This window comes from Microbispora sp. NBRC 16548 (genome assembly GCF_030268985.1).
GTDB classification, from domain to species: Bacteria; Actinomycetota; Actinomycetes; order Streptosporangiales; family Streptosporangiaceae; genus Microbispora; species Microbispora catharanthi.
The window spans coordinates 129,808-145,766 of the sequence record NZ_BSSF01000008.1; the positions used below are offsets into that span (position 1 = coordinate 129,808).

The 15,959-nt window shown below is 72.8% G+C and carries 14 protein-coding genes and 1 pseudogene; 6 read left to right on the forward strand and 9 right to left on the reverse strand.

Going from position 1 to position 15,959, the window contains the following annotated elements:
- The first annotated feature begins 203 nt into the window (after nucleotides 1-203).
- A complete protein-coding gene (locus tag QSK36_RS23225; protein WP_285783859.1) occupies nucleotides 204-1,412 on the forward strand; it encodes an esterase-like activity of phytase family protein in 1,209 nt (402 codons plus the stop codon).
- A 172-nt stretch (nucleotides 1,413-1,584) separates the two neighbouring features.
- Here QSK36_RS23225 and QSK36_RS23230 read toward each other — a convergent pair whose 3' ends face one another.
- The gene (locus tag QSK36_RS23230) at nucleotides 1,585-1,800 is read right to left on the reverse strand and encodes a hypothetical protein (protein ID WP_285783860.1); all 216 of its coding nucleotides are present in this window, start codon (nucleotides 1,798-1,800) and stop codon (nucleotides 1,585-1,587) included.
- Nucleotides 1,801-2,647: 847 nt separating this feature from the next.
- Here QSK36_RS23230 and QSK36_RS23235 point away from each other — a divergent pair.
- The 5 genes from QSK36_RS23235 to QSK36_RS23255 all read left to right on the forward strand — a co-directional run bounded on the left by QSK36_RS23235 (nucleotide 2,648) and on the right by QSK36_RS23255 (nucleotide 8,013).
- On the forward strand, nucleotides 2,648-3,829 hold the full coding sequence (locus QSK36_RS23235) for a sensor histidine kinase (protein ID WP_285783861.1): 1,182 nt from the start codon (nucleotides 2,648-2,650) through the stop codon (nucleotides 3,827-3,829).
- Nucleotides 3,826-3,978 (forward strand): hypothetical protein, encoded by a 153-nt coding sequence (locus tag QSK36_RS23240; protein WP_183535452.1) that lies wholly within the window; start codon nucleotides 3,826-3,828, stop codon nucleotides 3,976-3,978. Before QSK36_RS23235 ends, QSK36_RS23240 begins: the two co-directional genes overlap by 4 nt.
- Before the next feature lie 19 nt (nucleotides 3,979-3,997).
- Entirely contained in the window at nucleotides 3,998-4,663 is a 666-nt protein-coding gene (locus tag QSK36_RS23245; protein ID WP_285783862.1) for a response regulator transcription factor, read from the forward strand.
- Nucleotides 4,664-4,776: 113 nt separating this feature from the next.
- Complete coding sequence (locus QSK36_RS23250) at nucleotides 4,777-5,520, forward strand: ABC transporter ATP-binding protein (protein ID WP_183535450.1); 744 nt, start codon at nucleotides 4,777-4,779, stop codon at nucleotides 5,518-5,520.
- Between the two features lie 3 nt (nucleotides 5,521-5,523).
- Nucleotides 5,524-8,013, forward strand: coding sequence for an ABC transporter permease (locus QSK36_RS23255; RefSeq protein WP_285783863.1), 2,490 nt, complete (start codon nucleotides 5,524-5,526; stop codon nucleotides 8,011-8,013).
- A gap of 110 nt (nucleotides 8,014-8,123) precedes the next feature.
- On the opposite strand, the gene QSK36_RS23260 is transcribed toward QSK36_RS23255, so the two are convergent.
- From QSK36_RS23260 to QSK36_RS23295, 8 genes and pseudogenes are all read right to left on the reverse strand, one after another.
- Nucleotides 8,124-9,947, reverse strand: coding sequence for a toxin glutamine deamidase domain-containing protein (locus QSK36_RS23260; protein ID WP_285783864.1), 1,824 nt, complete (start codon nucleotides 9,945-9,947; stop codon nucleotides 8,124-8,126).
- 121 nt (nucleotides 9,948-10,068) lie between these two features.
- Nucleotides 10,069-11,817 carry a molybdopterin-dependent oxidoreductase gene (locus QSK36_RS23265; RefSeq protein WP_502883329.1) on the reverse strand — a complete coding sequence of 583 codons (1,749 nt, stop codon included), beginning with the start codon at nucleotides 11,815-11,817 and terminating at the stop codon, nucleotides 10,069-10,071.
- Nucleotides 11,818-11,864: 47 nt separating this feature from the next.
- A complete protein-coding gene (locus QSK36_RS23270; protein ID WP_285783865.1) occupies nucleotides 11,865-12,467 on the reverse strand; it encodes an XTP/dITP diphosphatase in 603 nt (200 codons plus the stop codon).
- A 19-nt stretch (nucleotides 12,468-12,486) separates the two neighbouring features.
- Nucleotides 12,487-13,203 carry a ribonuclease PH gene (rph, locus tag QSK36_RS23275; protein ID WP_285783866.1) on the reverse strand — a complete coding sequence of 239 codons (717 nt, stop codon included), beginning with the start codon at nucleotides 13,201-13,203 and terminating at the stop codon, nucleotides 12,487-12,489.
- A 5-nt stretch (nucleotides 13,204-13,208) separates the two neighbouring features.
- A complete protein-coding gene (locus QSK36_RS23280; protein ID WP_139575922.1) occupies nucleotides 13,209-13,961 on the reverse strand; it encodes an MBL fold metallo-hydrolase in 753 nt (250 codons plus the stop codon).
- Complete coding sequence (murI, locus tag QSK36_RS23285) at nucleotides 13,958-14,794, reverse strand: glutamate racemase (protein ID WP_396780765.1); 837 nt, start codon at nucleotides 14,792-14,794, stop codon at nucleotides 13,958-13,960. The genes QSK36_RS23280 and murI overlap by 4 nt, the downstream gene beginning before the upstream one ends.
- Before the next feature lie 101 nt (nucleotides 14,795-14,895).
- A pseudogene (locus QSK36_RS43540) lies at nucleotides 14,896-15,138 on the reverse strand (IS5/IS1182 family transposase); the annotation flags it as partial.
- Between the two features lie 25 nt (nucleotides 15,139-15,163).
- Nucleotides 15,164-15,781, reverse strand: a complete 618-nt coding sequence (locus QSK36_RS23295) for an LGFP repeat-containing protein (protein ID WP_285783867.1) — start codon at nucleotides 15,779-15,781, stop codon at nucleotides 15,164-15,166.
- Between the last annotated feature and the right edge of the window lie 178 nt (nucleotides 15,782-15,959).

Here is a 15,959-nt window from a genome sequence, read left to right on the forward strand (position 1 = left end):
GCCTTTCTCGAGCGTCTCGTGTCGTCGCAGGGCGCCCCGTCGCGGTCCTCCGCCATCCGGACGGCGATCGCCCTGCTCCGGGCCCAGAGTGAGCGGGGGTGACCGTCATGGGGAAATCCCGCTCACCCGAAACGGCTCAGTTGTTCGTCCGCGGCCGCCTGGCGTTGGGGCTTCTGTCACTCTACGTCCCTACTGTGCCCCGCATGAGACGCTTTTCGATCACCTTGGGCGCCGTGGCCCTGGCCGTGGGGTTGACCTCATCCGCGCTGTCGTCCCCCGTGCTGGCCGCCCCTCGGCCCGCCGACTTCGGCCAGGCGACGCTCACGGGTTTCGCTGTCCTGCCTGCTCAGACCTTCGTGACCGGCAGCGAGCCCTCGGGTTCGGCCATCGGGGCCGGGCCGTTCAACGGCATCGCCGCGCCCTTCACCGGGCAGCCCGTCCAGGGCTTCAGCGGTGTCGTGAAAAGAGGTGACGGCACCTACGACGTGCTGTCCGACAACGGCTATGGAAACAAGGCCAACAGCGCCGACTTCCTGCTGCGCGTCCACCGCGTCAAGCCCGATCTCAGGACCGGGAAGCTGGAGGTGCTCGGCGGGTTCAACCTGAGCGATCCGGACAGGCGCGTGCCGTTCGCCTTGACCCGGGCCGACCGGGTGCTCACCGGCGCCGACTTCGACGTGGAGTCGATCGTGCGGGCGTCCGACGACACCTACTGGATCGGCGACGAGTTCGGCCCGTTCCTGCTGCACTTCTCGTCCTCCGGGCGACTCCTCCAGGCCCCGATCCCGCTGCCCGGCGTGATGGCGCCGGAGAATCCGAACCTGAACGGCGGCCAGCCGAACACCCGCAGCAGCAAGGGGTTCGAGGGCATGGCCCGCTCGGTCGACGGCCGCCGCCTCCACCCCCTGCTGGAGGGGACCGTGGACGGCGACACGCCCGGCGACCTGCGCATGTACGACTTCGACCTGCGCTCGGGCAGGTACGGCGCGACCTGGTGGACCTACCGGCTGGAGTCGCCCTCGAACGCCATCGGAGACGCGATCGCGGTCGACGACCAGCGGTTCCTGGTCATCGAGCGGGACAACGAGCAGGGCGACGCCGCCGCCTTCAAGCGCATCTACCTGGCCGACGCGGCCGACCGGGACCACGACGGCCGCATGGACAAGACCCTCGTCGCCGACCTGCTGAACCTCGCCAACCCGAAGGGCATCGGCGGCTTCGGCCGGACGTTCCGCTTCCCGTTCCAGACGATCGAGGACGTGGCCCTGCTCGACGACCGCACTCTCGCGGTGCTGAACGACAACAACTTCCCGTTCTCGTCCGGCCGCGCGGCGGGCAAGGCCGACGACGACGAGTTCATCACCGTACGGCTCTCGCGTCACCTGCACGCCGACCGGCGTGCGCTCCAGTGATCGGCCGGGCGACAAACCCGGGGGCGTCGCTCATCCGGTTCGCTCATCCGGTGACCGCACGGATCCCCTGAACGCGGCGATCCCGTAGGTGCCGTGAAAACGCATGGAAATCCCGTGGGCGCGCGCCGGCCCCTCCGCCGGCGCGCACCTACCGGAACTCCGGAAGGAAGCCTCAGCCGGGCGCCTGGCAGCGCACTCCGGCGTCGGTCTGCCTGCACCAGGGAGGCAGACCGTCCTGGGACTGCGGCGCGTCCTGACCGTAGCCGCGAGGGAACTGCCGGTCTCCTCCACCGTCCCAGCTCGTCCCCGCGTCCACCCGGTCCCAGGCCATGCTGGTGACGGCCACGATGCCACCGCCGAGGAGCGCTCCGGCGATCGCGGACGCCACACCGACGGCGACGAGTTGCCCGGCGTGTCCACGGGGAAGCCGGGCCGCCAGGCGCGCGGGGGCGCCGGGCCGCGGGGCGGACGCGAACCGTGGCCGCGGGTCCTGCCAGCCCGGGGCGTTCCATCCCGCGCCGCCGGGGCCGAAGGCATAACCGCCGCCGGTCGGGGGCGCGCTCGCGGGTCCCGATCCGGGCCGACCCGGGCCCGCGGGGCCTGCCCAGGTCGAATACGGCCCCGCCGCGCCAGGCCTGTTCCCGGGGCCGGACCATGGCGAACCCGGCCCAACGCCCCCGGGCGTGCTCCCCGGGCCGGTCCAGGCCGAACCCGGCCCAACGCCCCCGGGCGTGTTCGCCGGGCTGGTCCAAGATGATGTGGGATTGCTCCGAGGTGGCAGTGGCGCGGTCGGCCCGGTCGGCCCGGTCGGCCCGGTCGGCCCGGTCGGCCCGGTCGACGAAGTGGACCCGGCGGGCCCAGGTGCGACCAGCCCCGCTCCGGCCAGCCCGGTCGGCGCGCCCGGCGCAGCGGGCTCGGCTGGTGCAGTGGGCGCGCCCGGCGGAGCGGGCTCTGCTGATCCGCTGGTCGCGGTCGGCTCACTCGGCCCGGCCGGCCCGGTTTCCGGCTCCGGGCGCGGGCCGCGCGGCTCGTCCCCTGCGCCGCGCGACGCCGCGTCCTGATCCGCCATCCAAATCTCCCTTTACCCGCTTCACAGAAGCGTTCCCGAGGACAAGGATGCGTCGCGATCCGTAAGAACGGCGTAAGCGCGGCGGGCGGCTGCGACCTGAGTCGTACCGCCGTATCCGCCGCAAGGGTGAGACCTTTCTGAGCAGCCGATACATATGGTTGGGTACGTGTTCGGCAGACTGCGCGCCTGGACCCGGCGCCACAGCAAGCTCGTGGACGCGCTCACGGTCTCCCCGCTGGCGCTGTTGAGCCTGATCACCGTCGAGGCCTTCAGCCGGACCGGCTCGCTCGGGGCGCGGCAGGTCGGCGTGCCCGGGCTGCTGCTGCTGTCGGCCGCGCTCATCGTTCCGCTGACATGGCGCCGCGACCACCCCCGTGAGGTGTTCGCGGCGGTCGCCGCCGTCAGCTTCGTCCAGTGGCTGCTCGACGTCGTCGTCCTGCCCGCCAACATCGCGGTGCTCGTCGCCGTGTACGGCGTCGCCTCGCGTTGCACTCTCCGGTGGGCGCTGGCCGCCGGGGCGGTCGCCGAACTCGGGCTGCTGCTGGCGATGCTGCGCTGGTCTCCCGACGCCGGCCAGGCATGGCCGTCGTCTTCGGCCTTTATCGTCGCCGTCTGGATCGCCGGGATCTACGCCAACACCCGCCGCCGCTATGTGGAGGGCCTGGTCGAACGCGCCGAGCGGGCCGAACGGGAACGCGACCAGCAGGCGCGCATCGCCGCCGCGGCCGAGCGCGCCCGCATCGCCCGCGAGCTGCACGACGTGGTTGCGCACAACGTCAGCGTGATGGTCGTCCAGGCCGACGGCGCGGGATACGCCATCGACGGCGACCCGGAGCAGGCACGGCGCGCGATGCAGGCGATCTCGGCGACCGGGCGGCAGGCGCTGGCCGAGATGCGCAGGCTGGTGGGCGTGCTGCGGCAGGACGCGGGCAGCCCGGCGGAGGAGTACGCTCCGCAGCCCGGCGTCGCCCAGCTCGGCGACCTGATCAGGCAGGTCAGGGACTCGGGGCTGCCGACCGAGTTCAACGTGTCCGGCACCGCGCGAACTCTGCCAGAGGGCGAGCAGCTCGCCGTCTACCGGATCGTGCAGGAGGCGTTGACGAACACGCTCAAGCACGGCGGTCCGGGCACGCGGGCCTGGGTGGAGATGACGTACGGCAGGGGCGAGATCGAGCTGAGGATCAGCGACGACGGCAGGGGCGCCGCGGCGCCGCGGCTGGTCGGCGGGCACGGGCTGATCGGCATGCGGGAGAGGGCGGCGATGTACGGCGGAAGCGTCGAGGCGGCCCCCCGGCCGGGCGGCGGGTTCCGGGTGGTCGTCCGGATTCCCGTCGGGGTGGCCGCGTGACCCGACGCGACCGTCCGTTCACCGCGGTGACCGGCCGCCTCCAGGCCGCGGTGACCTGCCGTCCCACGGCCGCGCTCTCCGGCCGTCCCTGGACCAGGGTGCCCCGGCTGTCCCCCGGCCGCGTACGGTTACGGGGATCGCGGCGATGACGAGCGGAGCGGAGCGGCAGTGATACGCGTCATGCTGGTGGACGACCAGGAACTGGTGCGGACCGGGTTCCGGATGGTCCTCGGGGCGCAGCCGGACATCGAGGTCGTGGGCGAGGCGGCGGACGGGCTGGCGGCCGTCGAGGCGCTGCGCACGGTCGAGGCGGACGTGGTCCTCATGGACGTCCGCATGCCGCGGATGGACGGGGTGGAGGCGGCCCGCGTGATCTGCGCGGCGCCGGACGGTCCCAAGGTGCTGATCCTGACGACGTTCGACCTCGACGAGTACGCGTTCGCCGCGATCAAGGCGGGCGCGGCGGGGTTCCTGCTGAAGGACGTGCCGCCGGCCGAGCTGATCAGTGCGATCCGGTCGGTCCACTCCGGGGACGCGGTGGTCGCGCCGAGCACGACCCGCCGCCTGCTCGACCGTTTCGCCGTGCTCCTGCCGGACGGGGACGCGCGGCGGCAGGACGCGGGCGTGCTGACGGCGCGGGAGCGGGAGGTGATGGTCAACGTGGCCCGCGGCCTGTCGAACTCCGAGATCGCGGCGCGGCTGCATCTCGCGGAGGCGACCGTGAAGACCCACCTCGGCCGCATCCTGGCCAAGCTGGGGCTTCGCGACCGCGCCCAGGTGGTCGTCTACGCGTACGAGACGGGTGCGGTCTCCCCCGATCATCCGCGGGGCTGAGACCGGACTACCTCACAAGTCGCACACGTCCCGGCGGGCCGGTCCCGGGGCCGCATGCCGAGAACGTCCGCGAGGCCGAGGAAACGCCCTGATCACGGCCATAGCGTGGCGTCATGACCACAACAACCCAGGTTCGCACCGCCGTCGTCGCGCGGGGAGTGACGAAGGTGTACGGCGAGGGCGACGCGGCCGTGCACGCGCTGCGCGGCATCGATGTCGGCTTCGCCGCGGAGGAGTTCACCGCGATCATGGGGCCGTCCGGCTCCGGCAAGTCCACACTGATGCATTGTCTGGCCGGATTGGACACCGTGACGGACGGGCAGGTGAGCATCGGCGACGTCGAGATCACCGGTCTGAACGACAAGCAGCTCACGCTCCTGCGGCGCGAGCGCGTCGGTTTCATCTTCCAGGCGTTCAACCTGCTGCCGACGCTGACGGCCGAGCAGAACATCCGGCTCCCGTTGGAGATCGCGGGCCGCCAGGCCGACCAGGCGTTGTTCGACCGCGTGATCGAGACGGTCGGCCTGCGGGACCGGCTCAGGCACAAGCCGAGCGAGCTGTCGGGCGGCCAGCAGCAGCGCGTCGCCGTGGCGCGGGCGCTCATCAGCAAGCCCCAGGTGATCTTCGCCGACGAGCCGACCGGCAACCTCGACTCGCGCAGCGGCGCCGAGGTGCTGGCGTTCCTGCGCAGGTCCGTACGCGAGCTCGGGCAGACGATCGTGATGGTGACGCACGACCCCGTGGCGGCGTCGTACGCCGACCGGGTGGTCTTCCTGCGCGACGGGCTGCTGGTGAGCGAGGTCGAACGGCCGACGCCGCAGACCGTGCTCGACACGCTGATGGCGCTGGAGGCCTGAGCCGTGTTCAGGACCACCCTCACCGGGCTCCTGGCGCACCGCCTGCGCCTGGTGCTCACCTCCCTGGCGATCGTGCTCGGGGTCGGCTTCATCGCGGGCACGTTCGTGCTCACCGACACCATCGACGCCGGGTTCACCCAGTCGTTCGCCGCGGACGCCGACAAGGTGGACGTGGTGGTGACGCCCAAGGACGACGCCGGGCCCGACGGGAACCTGCCGGAGAGCGCGCTCACCGCGGTCAAGGCGGTGCAGGGTGTCAAGGACGCCCAGCCGGTGGTGTCCGGGGACGCGCCGCTGATCGGCAAGGACGGCAAGGTCGTGGGGGACTACCCCACCGCCGGGGTGTCCATCCCGGCGAACCGCATCAAGATCACTTCTGGGAGGGCCCCCTCCGCCGCCGGCGAGGCGGTGGTCGACAAGAACACCGCCAAGACGCAGGGACTCGCGCCCGGAGCCACCGTCACGGTGCTCGACCAGGCCGGTAAGCGACAGGAGTTCCACCTCGTCGGGATCTTCGACGTGGGCCTCGACCAGAACCTCGCCTACCGCGGCGCGGTCGCCTTCACTCCCGACACGGCGCGGCGCGTCACCGGCGCCAAGGGCTTCACCGAGATCGACGTCGTCTCCTCGGGACCCTCGCCGGAGAGCCTGCGTACGGCCGTCGCGGCGGCCGTGGGCGACGCGACGGCCGTGACCGGGCGGGAACGCGCCGACGAGGTCGCCAAGCGCAACCACATGGACACGTCCTTCATCCGGCTGGGCCTGCTGCTGTTCGGCGCGGTCGCGCTGCTCGTCGCCGCGCTGGTCATCTACAACACCTTCAACATCCTGGTCGCGCAGCGGATGCGCGAGATGGCGCTGCTGCGCTGCATCGGCGCCACCAAGCGGCAGGTCTTCGGCTCGATCGTGCTGGAGTCGGCCGTGGTCGGCCTGCTGTCGTCGGTGCTCGGCCTGCTGACGGGCCTCGGCCTCGGAGCCGCCGCGGTCGCCGTGCTGCGGGCCGTCGGAACGGACATCCCCACGGGCACCGTGACCCTGTCCCCACAGACGATCGCCGTCGGCATGTGCACCGGCGTCGTCGTGACGATGGCCGCCGCACTGCTCCCGGCACGGCAGGCCACCCGCGTGCCGCCCGTCGCGGCGCTGCGCACGCAGGTGGAGGAGCACGCGTTCCGCACCGGGGTCGTACGGGTGGTCGTCGCCGCCCTGTTCGTGCTGGCCGGGGCCGGCCTCACCGCGGCGGGCATGCTGCAGAAGCCGGGCCAGGCGGCGCTGCTGGCGGTCATGGCGGGCGGCGTGCTCGTGTTCTTCGCGGTGCTCATCCTCGGCCCGGTGATCGTACGGCCGCTGAGCGGGCTGGCCGGCTGGGTGCCCGCGCGGCTGTTCGGCGTGCCGGGGCGGCTCGCCGTGGACAACTCGCGGCGCAACCCCAAGCGGGCGGCGACCACGACGGTGGCCCTGACCGTCGGCGTGACGCTGATGACGTTCATGGCGGTCCTGACCTCCACGGTGCGGACCACCGTGAGCGGCCAGCTCGACCAGCAGTTCCCCGCCGACTACATCCTGTCCTCGCAGACGGGCACGATCCCCCGCTCGGTCGCCGACACGCTGCGCGCGAACCGCGACCTGGCCGCGGTGACCGAGTTCCGCGGGAAGAAGGCCAAGGTGAACGGCCGCGAGTTCGAGGTGGGCACGGTCACCCAGTCGGCCATCGGCACCGCCATCAAGCCGGAGGCGTCGTCCGGCACCATGGACGGCTTCGGCGCGGGCGAGGTCGCGGTGGCCGACTACGTGGCCCGGGACCTCGGCGTCAAGGTGGGCGACACCGTGACCGTCGCGTCAGGCGGCCGGAGGACCCCCCTCAAGGTCGTGGCGGTGCTGAAGGCCGACGTGTCCCTGCTGCCGGCGTTCACCATGACCGAGCAGGCGTTCGAGCGGCAGTTCGGCACGGTGGGCGACGCGCAGATCCTGGTGGACGCCGCCGACGGCGTGGCCCCCGAGCGGGCGCGCAAGGTCGTGGACGACGCCACGGCGGCCTACCCGGCGGTCAAGGTCGGCAGCACCACCGAGATCCGCGGCCAGTTCGACGAGGCCATCGACTCGATCCTCATGATCATCACCGGGCTGCTGGCCCTCGCGATCGTGATCTCACTGCTCGGCATCGCGAACACGCTGTCGCTGTCTGTGCACGAGCGCACCCGCGAGTCCGCGCTGCTGCGCGCCCTGGGCCTGACCCGGCCGCAACTGCGGGGCATGCTCTCGGTCGAGGCGCTGATCCTCGGCCTGGTGGGCGCGATCGTCGGCGTCCTGCTCGGCATCGCGTACGGCTGGGCGGCGACGGCGACGCTCACGGAGAACGTCTCCTTCCAGCTCCCGATCGGGCAGATCCTGATCTTCATCGCCGCCTCGGGCCTGGCCGGAGTGCTCGCCGCGGTGCTGCCCGCCCGCCGTGCGGCCCGGGCATCGGTCGTCGGGGCGCTGGCCGCCTCCTGACCGCCGCTCGCCCCGTCCCGGCCGGGTCGGTACGGGGCCGCCCGGGCCGCCCGCGCGAGCGGGTGCCCCGGGCGGCGCGAGCGGCGCGGGCGCCGCTCACACACGGGCCGTCACAGGCGGCGGCCCTGGCGGTCGATCACTACCGCGAAGACCCCCGTGACGTCCTCGTACGGCGGTTCCACGGCCATGTGACCCCGCTGGGCGTCGATCCACAGGACCTCGCCCCGGCAGTTGACGGCGTTCCACGCGTGGCTGCCTCCTCCGGCCCAGCGGGTGATGAGGACGGCGGCGGCACCGTGACCACCGAAGATCAGCCGCTGCGCGATCGCCACGTACGCCCGGCGGCCGTGGCCCACGTATTCGAAGCGGTGCCCGAGCCACTCCTCGGCGCGGGCGACGCCTCCTGTCTCCCCGGTCAGCAGCGGGCGTCCCGACCCGTCGTACTCCGGCTGCCTGCGTGCCGCCACGACGGGCTCGCCATGCCAGGTGGACATCACCGACAGCGCGCAGTCGACGGCGTTGTTGGACCTGAACGCGTCCTCCGTCGGGCCTTCGGCGTTGATCAGGCGGATCCAGGTGCCGCGCGGGTCCGGGAAGCGCCCGCTCACCGCCTGCACGAGGCTCACCTGGCCGTCCGGATCCGCCTCGGCCAGGCCGCCGGGCCTGCCGTACGGGCGGGTCTCCTCCAGCCGTCGCGGGCGGCCCGGACCGTCCAGCCAGTCGCGCTCGGTCTCGTCGTGCAGCACGGCCGACCAGAAGTCGTCGGCGTCCGCGAAGTCGCCCGTCTCCGGACCGTCGTCCACGGCCGCGCCGGGCGTCTCCTCGTGCCGCTCGTCCCGGCCTGTCCCCGCCGCCCCGAACGCCGCCGCAGGCGCCGTTTCGCCGGGCGGTCGCCCCTGTCCGGCCCCGGCGTCGGTTCCGTTCGGGTGTCCGGAACGCCCCGCCTCGGCCTCGGCCCTGTCCGCCTGCGCGGTGATTCTCGGCGCGGGCGCGGTCTCCGCGAGCCACTCGCCCTGTCCGGTCTGGGCACCGGCGTCGTGTCCCGCCCCGGACAGCTGCTCGGGCAGCGGCTCGGGCAGCGGCTCGCCCGGCCGATCGCCTTCGACGGACGCCACGGCCGTCGAGGTCTCGTCTACCGCCGCACCGTCCCGCGTTCCGACGACGGCGATCTCCAGGTGATCCCCGGGCTCGGCCTCGTCGGCCCCCGCGTCGGCCTCGATGTCGGCCTCGACGTCGGCCTCGGTGTCGGCCGCCTCGATCCCGGCGGCCGGGCGCGTTTCCATGTGCGCGAGGTCACCGGAGTCAGGCGAGCCGGACTCCCCCGGGCCCGCGTCGCACGGGCCCGGGTCAGGCGAGCCGGGCTCCCCCGATCCGGACTCTTCCGGCGACGGCGAGCCGTCGGGTGCGGCGTCGGCGGCGGTCCCCCCGGCGGCTTCCCCGGTGGTGTCCTCGGCCGCCGCCTCTTCCGTCACCTCTCCCGTCACCTCTTCCGCCGCCTCCGGAGCCTCCCCGGCGTCCTCGAGGTCCCCGAACCCCTCAGAGTCCTCGGCGTCTTCCGGGTCCCCGGTGTTCCGAGTGTTCCCGGCGTCGGCGGGCGTCGCGGCGGGGACGGCTTCCCGGGGGTCTGGCGACCCTGCTTCCCTGGGGTCTGGCGACCCTGCGCGCCGTCCGCCCGGCGCCCCCAGGCCATGACCCCCGCGTCCCCCGATCTCGCCGTTCCTGGCGGCCGGCACCACCGGCATGGTCACGGTGTCCACGCCCAGCGGCAGCGCCGCGAGCCGCACTTCCAGGCGGCGGTCCTCCAGCGAGGGAGCAGGCGCCTCCGCGGCCTGCTCGTAGTCCCGCCATCGCCGGCCGTCGGCCGACACGACCGGGTTGTACACACCGGACGGCAACCGCCACCTTGCATGCCGGCGCGCCCTCTCCTGGTTCACGCGCTTGGCCCCCCTCCTCGCGCACATCAGGGTGCCGATGGTAGAGGCGGGCCGTCCGGGGCACGGCGGGTTTTCCCAACTCCAGACCCGGCTCTCCATCGGGAGACCGCGCGGGGGACGGTCAGCGGGCCGTGACGGTGACGGTGTGGTGGCCGGTGGCGCCGTCGGGGGCGGGCGGGACCTCGTCCGCGGTCTGGGTGTAGCCGGTCGCGTCGGTGGCCCGCACGGAGATCGCGTGCCGGCCCGGCGTCAGGTCCAGGTCGAGCGACCACTGCCGCCAGGTGTCGGGGCCGGGCACGTCGGCGAGCCTCGCCTGCCGCCACGCGCCGCCGTCCGCCCGCACCTCGACCGCGTCGACGCCCCGGTGCTGTGCCCAGGCGACGCCCGCCACGGTCGTACGGCCCGCCGTGACCTCGTCCCCGTCACGGGGCAGGTCGATCCTGGACTGGGTCTTGATCGGGCCCCGGGGGGCCCAGCCGCGCGGCGTCCAGTAGGCCTCCTCCCGGTCGAACCGGGTGACCCTGATCTCGGTGACCCACTTCGTCGCCGACACGTACCCGTACAGTCCGGGCACGACCTGACGGACCGGGAAGCCGTGGGCCTCCGGGAGCACCTCGCCGTTCATGGCGACGGCGAGCAGCGCGTCGCGGCCGTCCATGACCACGTCGACCGGTGTGCCGCAGGTCCAGCCGTCCTCGGAGACGCTGAGCAGCATGTCGGCCTCGCGGCGGATCCCGGCCTCGCGCAGCACGTCGGCGAGCCGGGCGCCGAGCCAGCGGGCGTTGCCGGCGTACGGCCCGCCGACGTCGTTGGACACGCAGGTCAGCGTGACGTCCGCCTCGGTCAGGGGGCGTTTGAGCAGATCGGCGAAGGTCAGCTCGACCGGCCTGTCCACCAGCCCGTGGATCTTCAACGTCCAGCGGGCCGGGTCCACCGACGGCACGACGAGGGCGGTGTCCACACGGTAGAACTCCGCGTTGGGCGTGACGAACGGCGTGAGGCCGGGAATCCGCAGGTCCGCCCCGGCGGGGATCGGCGCGGCCGGGCGCGCCGCGCGCGGCAGCAACCTGGCCACGCCGCGCCGGGCCAGTTCGGCGTCCTTGGTGCCCGACAGCAGCCATCCGCCGAGACCGGCGGCGCCCGCCACCGCGACCCCCGCGGCCGCCCCGGTCAGAAGCCTGCGCCGGTCGAAGGCGTACGGCGCTGAGTCCGATCCCGCGCCCGATCCCACGCCCGGGCCCGTGCCCGCCCGCATGACGGCCGGCAGGGCGGGGCCGGGCTCCGCCGCACGGCTGTCCTCCCGCAGGCTCGCGGCTCTCGTGCGCTCAGCCGACGACGATCCTGCCGGCGCGGGCGCCGTCAGGACCGTGTCGCCCGTGCCCTGGTCGGCGGCCCGGCTGGCGGCCACGTACTCTTCCTCACCGCTGTCCATGGCGCGCCGCGTCAGGCGCGACAGGGTCCAGGCGCCGGCCGCGGCGCCCGCGATCGAGGGCAGGACGTGCGCCACCCCGGCGTCCGGACGGGACAGCGCCGCGGCGGCGCCGACGAGGCCGAACAGGGCCAGTCCCAGCGTGCCGTACGCCGCCCGGCGGCGGGCGAGCAGGCCGAGACCCGCGGCGACGAGGGCGAGCACGACGACGATGCCGCCGAGCAGGACCGGCTTGTCGTTGGCGCCGAAGGTGCGGATCGCCCATTCCTTGAGGCCGGCGGGCGTGGCGTCGACCATCGCGCCGCCCACGGCGACGACCGGCGCGGCGCCAGGGTCGATCAGACCGGCGACGATCTGGGCCGCCCCGAGCGCCACCGCGCCGGCGACGAGGCCGGTCAGCGCGGCCGCCCAGGCGGGCATGCGGGTGCCTGCTGCGTTCACGTTCCGAACGCTACGCCCGCCCGGCCGCCGGCGGTCTTACGGCGGTATTACGAGACGACCTCGGCGATCACCGGGGCGATCGCCCGGAACGCCTTGCCCCGGTGGCTGATCGCGTTCTTCTCCTCGGCCGACATCTCGGACGTCGTGCGGGTCTCGCCGTCCGGCACGAAGATCGGGTCGTAGCCGAAGCCGCCCGTGCCGCGCCGTTCGCGGATGAGGTGGCCGTGCACGGCCCCCTCCACCACGTGCTCCTCCCCCGACGGCAGCGCGAGCGCGGCCGTGCAGGCGAAGTGGGCCTGACGGCGGCCGTCCGGCACGTCGGCGATCTGCGCGAGCAGCAGGTCGAGGTTGGCGTCGTCGTCGCCGTGGCGGCCCGACCAGCGGGCGGAGAAGATGCCCGGCATGCCGTTCAGCGCCTCGACGCACAGGCCGGAGTCGTCGGCGATGGCGGGCAGGCCGCTCTGCGCGGCGACCGCGTGCGCCTTGAGCAGCGCGTTCTCCGCGAACGTGAGGCCGGTCTCCGCCACGTCGCCGATGTGCGGGAACGCCTCCAGGCCGACGAGTTCGACCGGCACACCGGCGTCGGCGAGGATCCGGCGCAGTTCGACGATCTTCCCGGCGTTCCGGGTGGCCAGAACCACCTTGTTCATGCTGTCGTTCTCCCGTGGATCAGGCGAGGGCCTCGGCCTGCAGGCGGGTGAGCTCCGCGCAGCCGGTCGCGGCGAGGTCGAGCAGGCCGTTGAGCGTCGTCCGGTCGAACGGCGTGCCCTCGGCGGTGCCCTGCACCTCGACGTAGTCGCCCCTGCCGGTCATCACCACGTTCATGTCGGTCTCGGCCTTGACGTCCTCGCTGTAGTCGAGGTCGAGCAACGGCTCGGTGCCGACGACGCCGACCGAGACGGCGGCGACCGAGTTCACCAGGGGGTCGCCGGGGCACATCCGGCGCTGCCGCATCCACGCGATCGCGTCGGCGAGGGCGACGTACGCGCCGGTGATGGCGGCGGTGCGGGTGCCGCCGTCGGCCTGCAGCACGTCGCAGTCGAGCAGGACGGAGTTCTCCCCCAGGGCCTTGTAGTCGACACAGGCCCGCAGGGACCTGCCGATCAGCCGGGAGATCTCGTGGGTGCGCCCGCCGATCTTGCCGCGGACCGACTCGCGGTCGTTGCGCGTGTTGGTCGACCGGGGCAGCATGGCGTACTCGGCCGTCACCCAGCCGAGACCGCTGCCCTTGCGCCAGCGGGGCACGCCGCTTTCCACCGTCGCGGCGCACAACACCCTGGTGCCCCCGAACTCCACCAGTACGGAACCCTCCGCGTGGGCGAGCCAGTTCCGGGTGATGGTCACGGGGCGAAGCTGGTCGGAACGACGACCGTGTGAACGAGCCATACGGGTCACCCTAGGTCATACACGGCCCCGCTCCGCGCCAACTCCATCGGGCCGGCGAAGCCGCCGCGCGAGGCGTCCTCCAGGATGCGGGACTTGTCGTACCAGGGGACGAGATGGGTGAGGACGAGCGCGCCGGCCTCGGCGCGGGCGGCGTGCTCGGCCGCCTGCCTGCCGCTCAGGTGCAGGCCGGGGGTCAGGCCCGGCTCGTCGAGGAAGGACGCCTCGCACAGCAGCACGTCGGCCTCGTGGGCCAGCTTGACCAGCTCGGCCGACTCGCCGGTGTCCGCCGAGTACGCGACGGAACGACCCTGGTGGGTGACGCGGAAGCCGTAGGTCTCCACCGGGTGGTTCATCGGGGCGGCCGTCACCTCGAACGGGCCGACGTGCCGGGTGCCGGGCGACAGCCGTACGAAGTCGAAGGAGTTCTCCAGCACGGGCTCGTCAGGCATCGCGTACGCCGCGTTGAGCCGCTTGGAGGCGCCGGCGGGGGCGTGGACGGGCAGCTTCGGCAGCGGGCCGTCCGGGGTGTAGGTGCGCACGACGTGGTAGGCGCACAGGTCGAGGCAGTGGTCGGCGTGCAGGTGGGACAGGAGGATGGCGTCGACGTCGTAGAGCCCGGCGTGCCGCTGCAGCGCGCCCAGCGAACCGTTGCCGAAGTCGAGCAGCAGCCGGAAGCCCTCGGCCTCCAGCAGGTAGCAGGAGGACGGGCTGTCGGGGCCGGGAAAGCTGCCCGAGCACCCGATGATCGTCAACTTCATCGCGAACTCCCTACGCCGCTGACGTCGCCGATACCGGAGGCGGTCCGCTCCACCGACTGGAGCTCGGGACCGAGGAAGCGCTGCCCGAGCCGTTCGAACAGCTCGGTGTCGCCGGTCGCCCGGAAGCGGTGCCTCGGCTCGCCCGCGCCGTTGGACAGCCCGCGGTCGTGCAGGATGCGGTAGACGTCCTTGGCCGTCTCCTCGGCGCTGGACACCAGCGTGACCCCGTCCCCGGCGACGTACGACAGGGCGCCGGTGAGCAGCGGGTAGTGCGTGCATCCGAGGATGAGCGTGTCGCAGCCCGCGTCCTGGACCGGCTTGAGGTAGCCCCTGACCACCTCGATGAGCTCCTCGCTCATCGTCTCGCCCCGTTCGACGAACTCCACGAGCAGGGGGGCGGCCACCGCGACCAGCTCGACGTCGGGGGCGGCGGCGAAGGCGTCGTGGTAGGCCATCGACTCGATGGTGGCCCGCGTGGCGATCACGCCGACCCTGCCGTTCCTCGTGGCCCGCACGGCCCGCCGGGTGGCGGGCTGGATCACCTCGACGACCGGCACGTCGTAGCGCTCCCTGGCGTCCCTGAGCACGGCCGAGCTCGCGCTGTTGCACGCGATGACCAGCATCTTCACGTCGTGCTCGACCAGGTGGTCCATGACCTCCAGCGCGTACGCGCGGAGCTCGGCGATGCTCTTGGGCCCGTAGGGCTGGTTGGCCGTGTCGGCCACGTAGAAGATCGATTCGTGGGGCAGCTGGTCGATGATCGCCCGGGCGACGGTCAGGCCGCCCACCCCGCTGTCAAAGATCCCGATCGCCCTGGTGTTGTCCTCCGGCACGCTTCCCAAGGTTAGGGGACTGATCCCCGCCGCTGACGGTAAGAATGCTCACACCGCGCGCCGGGCCGCGGGGGGACGCGGTCTAGGTCCTGTTTCTCGGATCACGTGCGGAGCCAGATCACTAGGGCTGCCACGGTCACGGTGCCGAGGTAGATGTAAGCGCGCTTGTCGTAGCGGGTGGCCACAGCCCGGAAGTTCTTCAGCCGGTTGATCGCCCGCTCGACAACGTTGCGCTTCTTGTAGCGCTCTTTGTCGAACCCGGTCGGGCGTCCACCGGCCGAGCCGCGCCTGCGGCGATTGTCCTGTTGGTCATGAGGCTCGGGAATGGTGTGCGGGACGGTCCGATCCGAGAAACAGGACGACGAGCCGTTAGAGGGGGACCTTGACAGAGGTAGGGATGCTCCAGGGGCCGCAGTCGGAGCCGAAGGTGCCGCGGTCGCAACCCTGGACGATGAAGGAGGCCTTGACGTATCCCCCGTGGCCGTTGGTGGTGACGCAGACATTTTCACCATCCTCGCTGCTCCAGTAACACCGGGGGCGCACCGAATAGACGCCGCTCCACGGGGTCAGCCTGCCGACCTTCACCTGGGTGGTCTGGCCGCCGGCGGTGGTGCTCCAGCGGACCTGGAAGAAGTCCCAGTCGCGGCCGAGGCCGCTCCAGCGGAAGACGGCCTTGCCGCCTGAGTAGTAAGCGCGGACCAGGGCGCCGTCGCCGAGGCCGGGGGACCACACGATCTTGCCGTTGCGGAACTCCTGGTAGGAGCCGCGCTTGTCGGCGTAGCCGTACTCCTTGGTGACCGGGCAGCCGTAGACGCTTTCCTCTCCGCCGTTGGAGCGCCACAAATCGCCGATGAGGCTGCCGGGCGGCGCCACCCGGGACGGGTCGCAGGCAGCGGCGTTCGCGGGGGAGGTTCTGACCGCGACGGTCGCGGCGACCGTTCCGAGAGCGACGGCGACGGCGAGGAGGGCGCGGGTGGTGCGTGTCATCGCAGGTGGTCCTTTCTGGGGAGCGGGTGCCACCTTTGGTGTAGGTCGGACCGCTTTCAGCGGGGTTACCGATGGTGGCAAGTCCCTTGCGCGAGCCTTTCCGGCGGTGGCGTCCCGCACCCGGGCGGGCGGCGCAGGTCACTCGGCGGGGCTCGAGCAGCGATGGAACGGCCAGTGG